Consider the following 12,889-nt stretch of genomic DNA (forward strand, 5'->3'; position numbering starts at 1 on the left):
GCTTCTAGCTTCTCACCCGGATCGGCACCCGTCTCAGCGCCAGCGCCAACGCCAGGGTGACGACGGACAGGGCTGCTGCTTCTGCTGCGACTCCAGGCCAGGCAGCGTGCGTCCAGGCCACTCCCGCGAGTCCGCCGAACACCGACGAGCCCAGGTAGTAGGCGAACAGGTAGAGGCTCGCCGCCTGGGCCGTTCCGCCGTTGGCCGCATGCGCCCGAGCGGGCACCCAGCCGCTGGCGACACCGTGCACAGCGAAGAACCCGGCGGTCATCACCGCGAGCCCGACGATCACCAGCGCGAGCTGGTGAGTCAGCGTGATCGCGATGCCCGCCAGCGTCACCAGGCACCCGACCGGGACCACCGCCCGCCGGCCGTAGGTGTCGGCCAGTCGCCCGGCGGTCGCCGACGAGGCCGAGCCGAGGAGGTAGACGAGGAAGACCAGGCTGGCCAGTCCGGGGCCGAGCTCGTACGGCGCTGCCGCCAGCCGGAAGCCGGTCGCGTTGTAGACGCCGACGAACGCCCCCATGGAGGTTGCCGCGATCCCGTAGAGCGCCAGCAGCGCCGGGTCCTTCAGCACCGTTCCGGCCTGGCTCAGGCTCGGCCTGGTCGGCGTGAAGTTCCGGGACTCGGGCAGGAGCACCAGCAGCAGCACCGCGCAGACCACGCCCAGTACGGCGATCCCGCCGAGCGCCGTACGCCATCCGCCCAGGTCGGCGAGGCCACCGCCGACCAGGCGGCCGGTCATGCCGCCTACCGCCGTACCGGCGACGTACAGGCCGCTGGATCGGGCATGGCTGTCCGGGTGCACCTCTTCTCTGAGGTAGGCCATCGCCACGGCCGGCAGCCCGGCGAGAGCGACGCCCTGGAGTCCGCGGAGGACCAGCAACGTCGGCCAGTTGGGTGCGAGCGCGCAGAGGACGGCGATGACCGCGGCTGCGACGACCGACCAGCGCATCAGCTTCGTACGGCCGAGCAGCTCCGAGGCCGGGCCGGCGATCAGGAGGGCGATGCCGAGGCCGAGTGTGGCCAACGACACGCTGATCGCGCTCTGGCTGGGGGAGACGGCGAAGGCGGTCGAGAGCGCGGGGAGCAGCGGCTGGGTGCTGTAGAGCATGGCGAAGGTGGCCAGGCCCGCGGCGAACAGAGCCGTCGAGATTCTGCGGTAGCCCGCCGTACCAGGCCGGTGGCCCTGGGCCGTGATCTGCATGTTCACGACGGTGTCAGACGGTTTGGCATACGTAAAATGTCTTGGCCAGCGGTGATCGATACGCTTTCTGCATGCATGTCGAAGATCTGCGCTGGTTCGTGGTGCTGGCCGAGGCTGAGCACCTGACGGCCGCCGCTGCCGTGCTGGGCACGAGCCAGCCGAATCTGTCGCGCTCGTTGCGCCGGGTCGAGACGGCGTTCGGCGTCCCGTTGTTCGAGCGCGAGCACCGGGGACTGCGGCTGAATCCCTACGGCCGGATCGTGCTCGAGGCAGCTCGGGCATCGACGACGGCGGTCGATGCCGCGCGGCAGCGGATCGACACGCTCGTCGATCCCGACTCCGGGACGGTGCGGCTGGCGTTCCTGTACTCGGTCGCGACCGGCGTCGTACCGGACCTGCTGAAGGCGTTCCGGGAGGTCGCCCCGACGGTCAGCTTCGCGCTGCGCGAGCAGCCGTCGCACGACATCGTGCTCGACCTCTCGACGGGCGAGTCCGAGCTCGGGATCACCGGTCCGCGGCCCGATCCCGCGGTGTTCGGCTGGCACCTGCTGCAGCGGCAGCGGCTGTGCCTGTACGTCCCGCCGGGACACCCGCTGGCCAAGCGGCAGCGGGTCGACCTGGCCGAGGCCGCGGACGAGCCGTTCATCGGGATGCGGCCGGAGTTCGGGTTCCGGCGGCTGACCGACGAGCTGTGTCAGGCCGCCGGGTTCACGCCGTCGGTGGCGTTCGAGGCGACCGACCTGACCATCGTCGACCGGCTCGTCGGCGCGGGGCTGGGCGTCGCCGTACTGCCTGGTGGAGCGGTGCGGGGGACGGAGAGCGGAGCGACGCCGGTGCCGCTGGCCGGCGTACGGGCTCGGCGGGACATCGGGCTCAGCTGGCGACTGCGCGGGACGCTGTCACCAGCTGCCGAGCGGTTCCGGGCGTTCGTCGTGGCTCAGCCGGCCAGCAACTTCGCCAGCTCGCCGGGGTGAGCCAGATGCGGGAAGTGACCGCTGCCGGGGAGCACGATGATCGTGATGCCCGGCCGGTTGGTCTCCAGCCACTGCCGGTACGGCGGAGGCGGCTCGGTGCCGGTCACGTAGGTATAGGGGACGTCGATCGACCGCAGGTCCGCCTCGCGATCGGCCTTGAGCTTCTCGGCCGGTGACTCCATCACCTCGCGCCAGTAGCCCAGCAGCATCTCCTGGGTCGGCCTGGTCGAGGCGTTGACCAGGTCCTGCGCCTCCTGCGGCAGCTGCTCGATGAGCATCCCGTCGAGCATCCGGTCCCACACCTCGCCGTACGCCGGACTGCGCAGCGTCGGCTCAAGCTGGTTGAGCACATCCTTGAACGGGCCGACCAGCAGCGGCTGGTCGACGTTGACGACGCCCGCGGTCGGGTACCTGGCGGCGTAGATCGTCGCCAGCGCGCCACTGATCGAGTGGCCCACCAGCAACGGCTTCTGCAGCCCGGCCTCGACCACTGCTTCGTGCAGCAGGTCGGCCACGTCACCGAGGTCGTACGACGGCTGCTTGGGGGAGTCCCGGTGACCGGGCAGGTCGAAGGCGAGCGTCCGGCGGTCCGGGTCGAGCACGGCGAGCTCCTGGAGCACCGGAGCCCACTGGCGACGGTCGAAACCGAGGCCGTGGAGCAGGACCAGAGGGGGGCGGTCGTCCGTCGTACCGGAGCTGTCTGCGGCCAGCGCGCCGTAGTACCGCAGGTGGATCGTTTGCATATCAACTAGCGTAACCAGCCACCCCAGCGCTGCAGCTAGCTGCAGAAGCGTTGCCTGGAGCCTCCGAGGGTTGCCAGGCTGCGCGCATGAGACCGAGTCGACGGCAGTTGTTCCTGGCGGGTGCGGTGGTGGCGGGCGCCTCTGTGGTGTCCACCGAGAGCGCGTTCGCCGACGGGTACGGGTCAGGAGCCATCGGCGACTGGCAGTCGATGAGCAAGGCGATCGCGACGCCAGAACTCATTGCCACAACGCTGGAGCGCAACGGCGTCTTCATGTTCGGCGACAGCATCGCGGTGCAGGACGGCAAGTCGCTGGCCACCCTGATCGCGACCCGGCTCGGTGTCCCGCTGGCCGTGCACAACTGGTCCGGCCGCCCGACACCGCCGGCCGTCGACGCCCTGGCGTCGTGGAAGGCGACGTACGGGTTGCCGTCCCGGATCCTGATGGCAACAGGAACGAATGACATCTTCACGCCAAATGTGTTCGCGGCGGAGGTGGACCGCACGATGGCGCTGGTGGGGCCGGCCCGGACGGTGTTCTGGGTGAACGTGCAGGCCTCCCGGAACGCGCTGGCTCCTGAGGTCCGCGTCGCGGACCAGCGCAACAGCGGCTGGATCAACCTGCAGCTGGCCGACGCGCAGCGCCGGCACGCGAACCTTCGGGTGGTGCACTGGGCGGAGTTCCTGGCCTCGAAGATCTCGCGGCTCACGGCATACCTGAAGCCCGACGGGGTGCACACCACCGTCCCGCTCGGCCAGAACGCCCGCAACGAGCTGATCGTGCAGGGCCTCGAAGCGGGCTGACCCTCCGACGCGGCCGGGCCAACGGTCTCCCCAGATTGGCGCCCGGCCGAGACCGCCGCACCGGGGCAGAAGAGTGCCTCTCTCCTGCCCCGGTGCGTACCGGTTGTCTAGAAGCCCGCGGTGATGCGGGTGAACTCCCAGTCCGGCTGGGCGATGCCGCTGCAGTGCGCGACCACACCGCCGCCGGCGCAGCCGCGGTCCCGGTTCACCGACCAGTACGCGAGCCGGCCGAGGCCGTTGCTCTTGGCCCAGTTGGTGATGTTCTGCCAGGTCTGCGTGGTGGTCATCTCCTGCTGGTCGGACAGGCCGTTCATGCCCGAGATGCCCTGGTGGGCGTAGGCCTGCGCGGTGGTCCAGCCGAAGGTCGCCTTCAGCTTGTTGTTCAGGCCCTGCGACGCGCCGACCGTGTCGTTGTAGATGTTCGAGCTGCCGAAGTCGAACGGCATCAGCGTGAAGATGTCGATGTTCGCGCCGAGCGCCTGCGCGCGCTCGATCAGCCGGTTGCCGTAGTAGTTCGGCCCGGTGGTCGAGGTGCCGAAGGTCAGGATCGTCTGGATCCCGGGGTTGTTCTGCTTGACGATCTTCAGCGCGTTCAGGATCCGGTCCTGGACCACCTCGTTCTCGAACTCGTCGCTGTTCTCGATGTCGACGTCGATCGCCTTCAGGTTGTAGGCGTTGATCACCTGCTGGTAGGCGCCGGCCAGTGCTTCCGGCGTACTGCAGTTCGGGCCGAGCTTGTTGCCGCTCCAGCCGCCGATCGACGGGACGATGTCGCCACCGGCCGCGCGGATCTGGGCGATCGCCGTGGCGTCGGCGCTGCCCTGCAGCGGTCGGGCGCCGTCCCAGGCCGGGTTGCAGCCGCCGGACGACAGGATGAACGCCATCGTGAACCACTTGATGCCGGTGGCGTTCATGACCGTGGTCGGGCTCGGCGGGTTGCCCCAGCCCATGTAGAGGTACGGCGCCGCCCGGCGGGCCGGGTTCTCGGTGCCGCCACCAGTAGTGGTCTTGATGGAGACGGCGCTGCTCTTGGCGCCCTCACCGACGCTGTTGGAGGCGCTGACCTGGTAGCTGTACGTCGTGTTCGCCGTCAGCCCGGTGTCCGTGTACGACGTACCGGAGGGGCTGCCGACCTTCGTACCGTTGCGGTAGACGTTGTAGCTGGTCGCGCCACTCGCTGCTGACCAGCTGAGGTTGACGGAGGTGGCGGCCGGCGTACCGGTCAGGCCGGAGGGTGCGCCCGGGACAGTGCCGCCACCCCCGCCGCTGCAGGAGCCGCCGTTGAGCCGGCAGGCTGCGATCCCCGGGAAGTTGCCGGGGCTGCCGTTGAAGCCGAAGGTGACGCTGGCACCAGGAGCGAGCGGCCCGGCCCAGCTGGGCGGAGTGAACGTGTGCGTCTGCCCGCTGCTGGACCGTACGGCGTCCCAGGAGCTGCTGACGGAGTAGCCGGACGGGAAGTCCAGTGCGATCGACCAGGTGCTGAGCGGGCTGGTGGTGCCGTTCGTGACGGTCACCTTGCCCTCGAAGCCGCTGCCCCAGTCGGACACCTTGGTGAACGACGCGGTGACAGGTGCTGCCTGGGCCGCCTGGGCGGTGAGGAACGAGGCGATGACTGCGACGGCCGCCGCGAAGGCGACTGTCAGACGCTTGGATTTCATGGCGATCAGACCTTTCCCCACAGGGCGGGTACGTTCGGGGGCTCCCAGCCGGCCAGCGCGGTGTGGCCCTGGATGCAGCGGTAGGTGACGCCGTTGTACGAGACCAGCGCGCCGGTGGCGTACGTCGTACCGGGGGCCCAGGGGGTCGCCGTCGGAGGCGTCGGGGTCGGCGTCGGCGTGGGAGTCGGCGTCGGTGTCGGGGTCGGCGTGGGCGTCGGGGTGGGCGTCGGCGTCGGGGTCGGCGTAGGCGTCGGGTTCGGGCCGCTGCAGCCGGGGGTGGACGCGTTCACCGCGTCGACGACGGCGTTGAAGAGCGTGACCTGCGGGTCGAGCGCCTCCATCGAGTACATCATCGCGCCGGCCAGCCCGTTGCAGTGCTGGTAGTCGGCCTTCGCCTTGATCGACTGGGCGTTGTCACCGGTCCAGAAGGTGCCGTTGCGGTAGAACCAGGACGCCTTCGTGGTGTCGTCGAAGAAGCTGTACGCCGGGTTGTCGACGAAGCCGACGAGCTCCTTGTAGAACGAGACGCCGGGCACGTTGCCGCTCGCGGCGCCACCGTCGGCCGGTCCGGTCGCGGTCTGGTACTTGCCGTTCGCCGTCGCCGGGACGCCCTTCCAGCCCCGGTAGTAGAACGGGTAGCCGATGGTCAGCTTGTTCGCCGGGAAGCCGCCGGGAATGCCGTACGCCGGGTCGCCGGTGGTCCACGCCTTCACCGCGCCGTCGACCGAGTACTTCGCCGTACCGGGCGGGATCGGCGTACTGGGGTCGTTCGGGGCCTGGTAGAGCGGGTCCTGGAAGTTGGTCGGCCCGGTGGCGTCCCAGCCGCCGTGCATGTCGTACGTCATCACGTTGTTGTAGTCGAGGTACTGGCCGATCTTGTTGGTCTCGATCGTCGCGATCTTGTCCTGGCCGGCCGGGGTGGCCGCGGTCAGCCACATCTTCTTCCCGATGCTGTTGCCATAGGCATCGATCTGGCTGCGCAGCTCGGCCAGCAGCAGGGTGAAGTTCTGCTTGTCGGCCGGGCTGTAGTGGTTGCCGACGTGACCGTTCGGCGAACCGGGGTACTCCCAGTCGATGTCGATCCCGTCAAAGATCCCGGCCGCGCTGCCCGGGCCGCCGAAGCCGTCGATCACCGGCAGGTTGCCCTTGAGGAACATGTCCACGCAGGAGCTGACGAAGGCCTTGCGCTTGGCGTCGGTCGAGGCCGCGTCGGAGAAGTACTTCGAGTAGGTCCAGCCGCCGATCGAGATCAGGATCTTCAGGTTCGGGTGCTTGGCCTTGAGCTTCTTCAGCTGGTTGAAGTTGCCCTGGATCGGCTGGTTCCAGACGTCGCCGACCCCGTCGACGCTGATGTCGGCGCCGTAGGACTTGCCGTAGTCGGCGAACGCGTCACCGGCGCCGTCACCGGCGTTCGGGTTGTTCTCGTCCTGGGAGGCGGCCTTGTTCGCCATGAAGCAGGTGTGGCTGGTCGGGTGGACGTTGGCGAACGCGTAGTTGACGAAGTCGAGCTTCGCGGCGGCGCCGGTGGTGGACAGGTTCTTGGGGTAGAAGGCGTTGGCGTAGATGCCCCACTGGGCGAAGTACGCGGTCTTCACGCCACCACTGGTCGCCTGGGGAGCGGCGGCGGTCTGGCCTGGTGGTTGGGCGGTCGCCACCGAGATCCCCGCGGCGGCGATCAGGGCGGTGGCGGCGACTGTCGCCGTGCTGGCGAGTAGAGGCAGTCGAGGCATGGGCGGTCCTCCGGAGCGGAAAGCAGTGCACGGGTGTCCAGCGGGAAGCATTTAGTTAAAGACGCTTCGAAAGGAACGGTAACTCCTGGATCGCCGCCGGTCTCCGGCTCGGGCTGGCGGGTTGCCGCTGCTGACGGGAAACCGCCAATCCCTTTGTCCACAGGGCTTTCGTTGACATCGGCCCGGCGAACGCTTTCACGGCACCTTCTGGGTATGGAGACCTCACCCCTCACCCCGGTCCTGATCGCCACCGCCGACGAAGCCCTCCGCGAAGCCCTGCTCCGCCTGTCCGCCGCCGCCGAACTGACACCGCACCTGGAGTCCGACCTGCTTGCCCTGCGCCGGCACTGGCAGACCGCGAGCCTGGTCGTGGTGGGCCAGGATCTCGTCACCCCGCTGGCGCGGACGCAGCCCACCCGCCGGCCAGGTGTCGTGGTCGTCGGCGCCGATCCCGACGACGGCTCGGTGTTCCGCCGCGCCCTGACGATCGGTGCCGAAGGCGTCTACCTGCTGCCGGGGGACGAGTCCGCCCTCGGCGACCGGCTGGCCGACACACTCGACGGGGGAGTGCGGGCCGCGACCACGTTCACCTTCGTCGGCGGCTGCGGCGGCGCCGGCGCGACCACCTTGGCCGCGGCGGTCGCCGTGACCGCGAGCCGCCGCGGCATCCGGACGATGCTCATCGACGGCGATCCGCTCGGCGGGGGCATCGACCTCACCCTCGGCAGCGAGACCGGCGGGGGAGCCCGCTGGCCGGACCTCCTGAACGCCTCGGGCCGCGTCAACGCTGCCGCGCTCCGGGCCGCCCTGCCCACGGTCGACGACCTGGCCGTGCTGTCGTGGGACCGCTCCGATGTCACCGCGTTGCCACCCGAGGCGATGCGATCGGTCCTCGGGGCCGCTCAGCGCAGCAGCGACCTGGTCGTCATCGACCTTCCCCGCCGTACGGACCCTGCGGCCGAGGAGGCCTTGGTTCGCTCGACCGCGACGTTCCTCGTCGTACCGCGGGACGTCCGCTCCTGCGCCGCCGCTGCTCGCTTGGTCAGCCCACTCCGCGAAGTCGCCACTGACCTCCGCGTCGTCGCTCGCGAACCTGGCCTGGGCGGCCTGTCCGCAGTCGACGTCGCCAAACACCTGTCGTTGCCCTTGGCAGCCAAGCTCCGCTTCGACCGTGACCTCCCCGCTCTGATGGACAGAGGCCGCTTCGACCCCCGACCACGGGGAGCCCTCGGCCGTACGGCAAACGAGCTCCTCGACCTCTTCAACCTGCACGGACTCCTGGCCGCATGACCGTCTCCCTCGAACTCCTCGACCGCGTCCGCGGCACCCTCGCCAGCCAGGGCGCCGACCCGACTCCCGCCCGCGTCGCGGCAGCCCTCCGCGCCGACGGCGCCGTCTTCGGCGACTCCACCATCCTCGAAGTCGTCGAGGCGCTCCGCCGCGAGGCCATCGGCGCCGGCCCCCTCGACCGTCTCCTCACCGAACCAGGCATCACCGACGTCCTCGTCAACGGCCCCAACGAGGTCTACGTGGACCGCGGTGCCGGTCTCGAACGCATCCCCCTCCGCACCGGCGACGAGCCCTCCGTCCGCCGCCTGGCCACCCGCCTGGCAGCAGCAGCCGGCCGCCGCCTCGACGACTCCACGCCGTACGTCGACGTCCGCCTCCCCGACGGCACCCGCTTCCACGCCGTCCTTGCCCCCATCGCGTCCCCCGGCACCTGCCTGTCCCTCAGAGTCCCCTCCCGCAAAGTCCTTTCCCTGCAAGACCTGGTCACCGCAGGAGCCCTACCTCCATCCGGAGTCGCCATCCTCCAAGACCTCTTGGACGCCCGCCTCGCCTTCCTCATCAGCGGCGGCACCGGAACCGGCAAGACCACCCTCCTCAACTCGCTCCTCTCCACCGTCCCCACCACCGAACGCCTGGTCATCGTCGAAGATGCCAGCGAGCTCCGCCCAGCTCACCCGCACGTGGTCCGCCTCGAATCCCGCCCACCCAACAACGAAGGCACCGGCGAGATCACCCTGCGAGACCTGGTCCGCCAGGCCTTACGCATGCGCCCAGACCGCCTAGTTGTAGGCGAAGTCCGAGGCCCGGAAGTCCTGGACCTCCTGATCGCCCTGAACACCGGCCACGAAGGCGGCTGCGCCACCGTCCACGCCAACTCGGCAGCAGACGTCCCCACCCGCCTGGAAGCCCTCGGCTCCCTGGCCGGCCTGACCCCTCAAGCCATCCAATCCCAGATCGCCTCGGCCCTGCATGCCGTGATCCACCTGACCCGAGACCCCACCGGCCGCCGCAGAATCACCGAAATCCAAGCCGTCACCCTCACCCCACGCGGCACCATCACCACCACTCCGGCCGTCCTCTTCACCCCCACCGGCGCCATCGAAGAAGGCCCCGCATCCCGCCACCTGACCCAACTCCTCACCAGAGGAGCAGCCGCATGACCCTCGCCATCGCCGCCACCTTCACCCTCCTGGCAACCCTCACCCTCTTCCCCAACAACCCCCGCCCTCTACACCGCCTGACCGCCCGACCCTCCCGCCCACCTCGCCGAAAACTCCTCTACCTGACTCTCGTCCTTTTAGTTGCCCTGAGCATCCTCATCGCCTTCGGCCCCTACGCCCTGGCCACCACCACAGCCCTCTCCGCGGCCCTGCTCACCACCCTCAGCCACCGCAAGAAATCAATCCAATCTTCCAAAGCGACCCGAAAACAATCCCAAATCATCGAAGCCTGCGACCTCCTGGCCGCCGACCTCACCGCTGGTCGCCCACCCCAAGAAGCCCTGACGGCCGCCGCCGATTCCTGCCCCGACCTCCGCCCCGCCGCAGCCGCCGCCCGCCTGGGCGGCGACGTCCCCGCCACCCTCCACCTGGCCGCCGAAACCCCAGGCGCCGAATCCCTGAAACCCCTGGCCGCAGCCTGGCAAGTCGCCGACCACTCCGGCGCCGCCCTGGCCACCATCCTCACCCGCCTGACCACAACCCTCAGAGCCAACCAAGCCCTCCATCACCAACGGCAAACCAACACCTCAGCCGCCAAATCCACAGCCCGCCTCCTAGCGATCCTCCCCATCGCCACCACCCTCCTAGGCCAATCCTTCGGAGCCACCCCAATCACCTTCCTGACCACCACCCTCCCCGGCACCCTCTGCCTCCTGACAGGCACAGCCCTAGCCCTAGCCGGCCTCCACTGGACCAACCACCTGACCAAGTCCCCGTAGTACGAGGAGCCTTCGCGTGCCCACCCTTGCCGCGCCGACCGTCGCCGCCGCCCTCTGCGCCGCCCTCGCCGCCGCACTCCTCACCAGAGGCCGCCCCGGACCCCACCGCCTCCGCCGGCCAACGCCCACCACCTACCGACGCCTAACCGCCCGCCTCAAACCCAACCCCGTCCCACCCCGCACCAAACGCCTCCACCGCCTCGCCGCCACCCTCCTAGCAGCAGCAACCCTCCTCCTAGCCCCCTTCCCCTGGAGCCTCATCCCCGCCACCGCCATCTACCTGGCAACGCCAACGATCCTCAGCCGCCTGGAACCAGCCGCCACCAGAAAACGCAACGCCCGCCTATCAGCCGACCTCCCCATGGCAGTAGACCTACTGGCCGCCTGCCTAAGAGCCGGCCGCCCACCCCAAGCCGCCATCGCCACCGTCAGCCAAGCCATCGACGGCCCGCTCTCAACTCTCCTCACCGAACTGGAACACCGCCTGGCCCTAGGCACAGACCCCATCGAAGCCTGGGAGCCTCTCCGCCAAGACCCCATCTGCGCCCCCTTCGCCAGAGCAGTCCAACGAGCCCTCCGCTCCGGCGCTCCCCTGGCCACCACTCTCGAGTCCCAAGCCAAAGACCTCCGCAACGCCCGTCACTGGAAAGCCGAAGCACAAGCCAGATCCGTCGAAACCCGAGCAGTCCTCCCCCTGGGCCTCTGCTTCCTCCCCGCCTTCGTCCTCCTGGGCGTGGTCCCCACAGTCGCCACCACCTTCTCCACCGTCTTCGCCGACCTAACCCCCTGACCCCAACAACCCCTCCGCCAACCGCGTCCGCGCATCGAGCACCACCCGCCCCCACCCGATGCCCCGTCACCAACCCCGCACCATGCCCACGAAGACCACCCAGCTAGGCGACCTCACTATCCACCGCCTCGGCTTCGGCGCCATGCGCCTCACCGGCTACCGCCCTGCCGCAGACCGCAGCGCCGCCATCCGGTAGCCCCGCCGAGCCATCGACCTAGGCATCGACTTCATTCATCGACACCGCCGACGCGTACGGCGTCGGCGCCAACGAGGAGCTCCTCGCCGAGGCCTCCCCGTACGCCGACCACCTGCTGATCGCCACCAAGATCGGCCACACCCGCCCGTCACCAGGGGAGTGGAAGCCCGTCGGCCGCCCCGAGTACCTCCGCCAGGCCGCCGTCGTCAGCGTCCAGAGCCGCTACAACCTGACCGACCGCCACCACGACGACGTACCGAAGTACTGCGAAGCCGAAGGAATCACCTTCGTCCCTTGGCTCCCCATCGCGGGCGGTACCCACGGTTCCTCGAAGCTCCTGGCCGACCTGTCCACCGAAACCGGCGCCAGCTCCGAAACCCACCTGATCGAGAACACCAACGCAGCCGATCTCTGGCTCACCCCAACCCAGCTGAGCCGACTAGACGCCATCACCTGAAGTTGTCCCCAGCCCGGAATCTCCTTCTCTACAAGGCCTCTGACGACGGCATCTTTTCAGTAAGCCGTCCGGACAGCCCGGCCGCAGATCAGGAGATTCCTCATGTCCCACCAGCTCCCCGCCCTCCGCCGCCGTCGCCGTACCGAACGAGGAGCAGCCACCGCCGAGTACGCCGTCGCCACCGTCGCCGCCTGCAGCTTCGGCGGCATCCTGATCGCCCTGCTGAAGTCCGACGCGATGATGTCGGTGCTCAAGGCAATCATCAACTGGGCTCTGCAGTCCGCGGGAATCGAAGGCGTTCAGGTCTGAGGCGCCCCCGGCCCGGACCCTGACGGTCCGGGCCGGCCGCCCCCGCACCCATGCCCACCCGCCGTCGTACCGACCAAGGCACCGTCACCGCCGAGTTCGCCCTGCTCTTCCCCGTCCTGATGGCGACGATCATCGCCGGCGTGTGGTGCGTCGGCCTGGTCATCACCAACATCCGCTGCGTCGACGCCGCCCGCGACGTGGCAAGAGCCGTAGCCAGAGGAGAGACCGAAGCAGCAGCCCAATCCATCGGCAAGAAAGCAGCGCCCAAGAACGCCACCATCGAAATCCAGACCACCAACGGCCAGATCCAAGTCACGGTCAAGACCGCCCGCGCCGTCGACTGGCCTCTCTTCGCACCCCTACCCAACATCCCAGTCGAGGCTGAAGCCACCCTCCAATCCGAACCAGGAGAACCATGACCACCTCCCGCACAGAACAGGGCAGCGCGACCCTCCTGGTCCTCTGCACCGCCGTGCTCCTCTTCGCAGCAGGAACCATGGCAACCCTCTGGTCGGCAGTCTCCCTGGCCACTCACCGAGCCAAGGCAGCCGCAGACCTGACCGCCCTCAGCACGGCCCAGGCACTCCAGTCCGGCTCACCCGATCCCTGCGCGCTGGCCCGAGACATCGCCACCAGCAACGAAGCAACCCTCATCACCTGCACCCTCACCCCCGAAACAGCAACCATCGAAGTCGCCGTCCCCCTGAACCTGGGCGTCCTCGGCACCCCCACCATCACCACCACGTCCCGAGCAGGTCCCACCACGACCCCCACCCAGAGCGCAAACTGACGA

Annotated in this window: 14 protein-coding genes; 10 read left to right on the forward strand and 4 right to left on the reverse strand. The window is 69.2% G+C overall.

The window, feature by feature from the left end; genetic code table 11:
• Window positions 1-4 precede the first annotated feature (4 nt).
• Window positions 5-1,207, reverse strand: coding sequence for an MFS transporter (locus AB0M01_RS31340; RefSeq protein ID WP_363675888.1), 1,203 nt, complete (start codon window positions 1,205-1,207; stop codon window positions 5-7).
• Window positions 1,208-1,278: 71 nt separating this feature from the next.
• Between AB0M01_RS31340 and AB0M01_RS31345 the strand changes: the two genes are divergently transcribed.
• Window positions 1,279-2,181: a LysR family transcriptional regulator gene (locus tag AB0M01_RS31345; protein WP_363675890.1), complete on the forward strand. Its 903-nt coding sequence runs from the start codon at window positions 1,279-1,281 to the stop codon at window positions 2,179-2,181.
• Here AB0M01_RS31345 and AB0M01_RS31350 read toward each other — a convergent pair.
• Entirely contained in the window at window positions 2,145-2,924 is a 780-nt protein-coding gene (locus tag AB0M01_RS31350) for an alpha/beta hydrolase (protein ID WP_363675892.1), read from the reverse strand. The genes AB0M01_RS31345 and AB0M01_RS31350 overlap by 37 nt on opposite strands.
• A gap of 86 nt (window positions 2,925-3,010) precedes the next feature.
• Between AB0M01_RS31350 and AB0M01_RS31355 the strand changes: the two genes are divergently transcribed.
• On the forward strand, window positions 3,011-3,727 hold the full coding sequence (locus AB0M01_RS31355; protein WP_363675894.1) for a hypothetical protein: 717 nt from the start codon (window positions 3,011-3,013) through the stop codon (window positions 3,725-3,727).
• A 107-nt stretch (window positions 3,728-3,834) separates the two neighbouring features.
• Here the strand turns inward: AB0M01_RS31355 and AB0M01_RS31360 are convergent, their stop codons facing one another.
• A complete protein-coding gene (locus AB0M01_RS31360) occupies window positions 3,835-5,385 on the reverse strand; it encodes a cellulose binding domain-containing protein (protein WP_363675896.1) in 1,551 nt (516 codons plus the stop codon).
• A gap of 5 nt (window positions 5,386-5,390) precedes the next feature.
• Window positions 5,391-7,115: a glycosyl hydrolase family 18 protein gene (locus tag AB0M01_RS31365; RefSeq protein WP_363675898.1), complete on the reverse strand. Its 1,725-nt coding sequence runs from the start codon at window positions 7,113-7,115 to the stop codon at window positions 5,391-5,393.
• Between the two features lie 213 nt (window positions 7,116-7,328).
• On the opposite strand from AB0M01_RS31365, the gene ssd reads away from it, so the two are divergent.
• The 8 genes from ssd to AB0M01_RS31405 all read left to right on the forward strand — a co-directional run bounded on the left by ssd (window position 7,329) and on the right by AB0M01_RS31405 (window position 12,886).
• Window positions 7,329-8,405, forward strand: coding sequence for a septum site-determining protein Ssd (gene ssd / locus AB0M01_RS31370; RefSeq protein WP_363675900.1), 1,077 nt, complete (start codon window positions 7,329-7,331; stop codon window positions 8,403-8,405).
• Window positions 8,402-9,565, forward strand: a complete 1,164-nt coding sequence (locus AB0M01_RS31375) for a TadA family conjugal transfer-associated ATPase (RefSeq protein ID WP_363675902.1) — start codon at window positions 8,402-8,404, stop codon at window positions 9,563-9,565. Before ssd ends, AB0M01_RS31375 begins: the two co-directional genes overlap by 4 nt.
• Complete coding sequence (locus AB0M01_RS31380) at window positions 9,562-10,344, forward strand: type II secretion system F family protein (RefSeq protein ID WP_363675904.1); 783 nt, start codon at window positions 9,562-9,564, stop codon at window positions 10,342-10,344. Before AB0M01_RS31375 ends, AB0M01_RS31380 begins: the two co-directional genes overlap by 4 nt.
• Window positions 10,345-10,360: 16 nt before the next feature.
• Complete coding sequence (locus AB0M01_RS31385) at window positions 10,361-11,134, forward strand: type II secretion system F family protein (RefSeq protein ID WP_363675906.1); 774 nt, start codon at window positions 10,361-10,363, stop codon at window positions 11,132-11,134.
• 233 nt (window positions 11,135-11,367) lie between these two features.
• Window positions 11,368-11,787: a hypothetical protein gene (locus AB0M01_RS31390; RefSeq protein ID WP_363676013.1), complete on the forward strand. Its 420-nt coding sequence runs from the start codon at window positions 11,368-11,370 to the stop codon at window positions 11,785-11,787.
• 102 nt (window positions 11,788-11,889) lie between these two features.
• Window positions 11,890-12,096: a DUF4244 domain-containing protein gene (locus AB0M01_RS31395; RefSeq protein ID WP_363675908.1), complete on the forward strand. Its 207-nt coding sequence runs from the start codon at window positions 11,890-11,892 to the stop codon at window positions 12,094-12,096.
• 50 nt (window positions 12,097-12,146) lie between these two features.
• Window positions 12,147-12,515 carry a TadE family type IV pilus minor pilin gene (locus tag AB0M01_RS31400; RefSeq protein ID WP_363675910.1) on the forward strand — a complete coding sequence of 123 codons (369 nt, stop codon included), beginning with the start codon at window positions 12,147-12,149 and terminating at the stop codon, window positions 12,513-12,515.
• Window positions 12,512-12,886: an Rv3654c family TadE-like protein gene (locus tag AB0M01_RS31405; RefSeq protein WP_363675912.1), complete on the forward strand. Its 375-nt coding sequence runs from the start codon at window positions 12,512-12,514 to the stop codon at window positions 12,884-12,886. Before AB0M01_RS31400 ends, AB0M01_RS31405 begins: the two co-directional genes overlap by 4 nt.
• Window positions 12,887-12,889: the final 3 nt, after the last annotated feature.

The organism is Kribbella sp. NPDC051770, assembly GCF_040681455.1.
GTDB lineage: Bacteria > Actinomycetota > Actinomycetes > Propionibacteriales > Kribbellaceae > Kribbella.

Excerpts from the sequence above, each read along its gene's own strand:
- AB0M01_RS31340 (WP_363675888.1), bottom strand. The coding sequence starts at position 1,207 with ATGCAGATCACGGCCCAGGGCCACCGGCCTGGTACGGCGGGCTACCGC.
- AB0M01_RS31345 (WP_363675890.1), top strand. The coding sequence starts at position 1,279 with ATGCATGTCGAAGATCTGCGCTGGTTCGTGGTGCTGGCCGAGGCTGAG.
- AB0M01_RS31350 (WP_363675892.1), bottom strand. The coding sequence starts at position 2,924 with ATGCAAACGATCCACCTGCGGTACTACGGCGCGCTGGCCGCAGACAGC.
- AB0M01_RS31355 (WP_363675894.1), top strand. The coding sequence starts at position 3,011 with ATGAGACCGAGTCGACGGCAGTTGTTCCTGGCGGGTGCGGTGGTGGCG.
- AB0M01_RS31360 (WP_363675896.1), bottom strand. The coding sequence starts at position 5,385 with ATGAAATCCAAGCGTCTGACAGTCGCCTTCGCGGCGGCCGTCGCAGTC.
- AB0M01_RS31365 (WP_363675898.1), bottom strand. The coding sequence starts at position 7,115 with ATGCCTCGACTGCCTCTACTCGCCAGCACGGCGACAGTCGCCGCCACC.
- ssd (WP_363675900.1), top strand. The coding sequence starts at position 7,329 with ATGGAGACCTCACCCCTCACCCCGGTCCTGATCGCCACCGCCGACGAA.
- AB0M01_RS31375 (WP_363675902.1), top strand. The coding sequence starts at position 8,402 with ATGACCGTCTCCCTCGAACTCCTCGACCGCGTCCGCGGCACCCTCGCC.
- AB0M01_RS31380 (WP_363675904.1), top strand. The coding sequence starts at position 9,562 with ATGACCCTCGCCATCGCCGCCACCTTCACCCTCCTGGCAACCCTCACC.
- AB0M01_RS31395 (WP_363675908.1), top strand. The coding sequence starts at position 11,890 with ATGTCCCACCAGCTCCCCGCCCTCCGCCGCCGTCGCCGTACCGAACGA.
- AB0M01_RS31400 (WP_363675910.1), top strand. The coding sequence starts at position 12,147 with ATGCCCACCCGCCGTCGTACCGACCAAGGCACCGTCACCGCCGAGTTC.
- AB0M01_RS31405 (WP_363675912.1), top strand. The coding sequence starts at position 12,512 with ATGACCACCTCCCGCACAGAACAGGGCAGCGCGACCCTCCTGGTCCTC.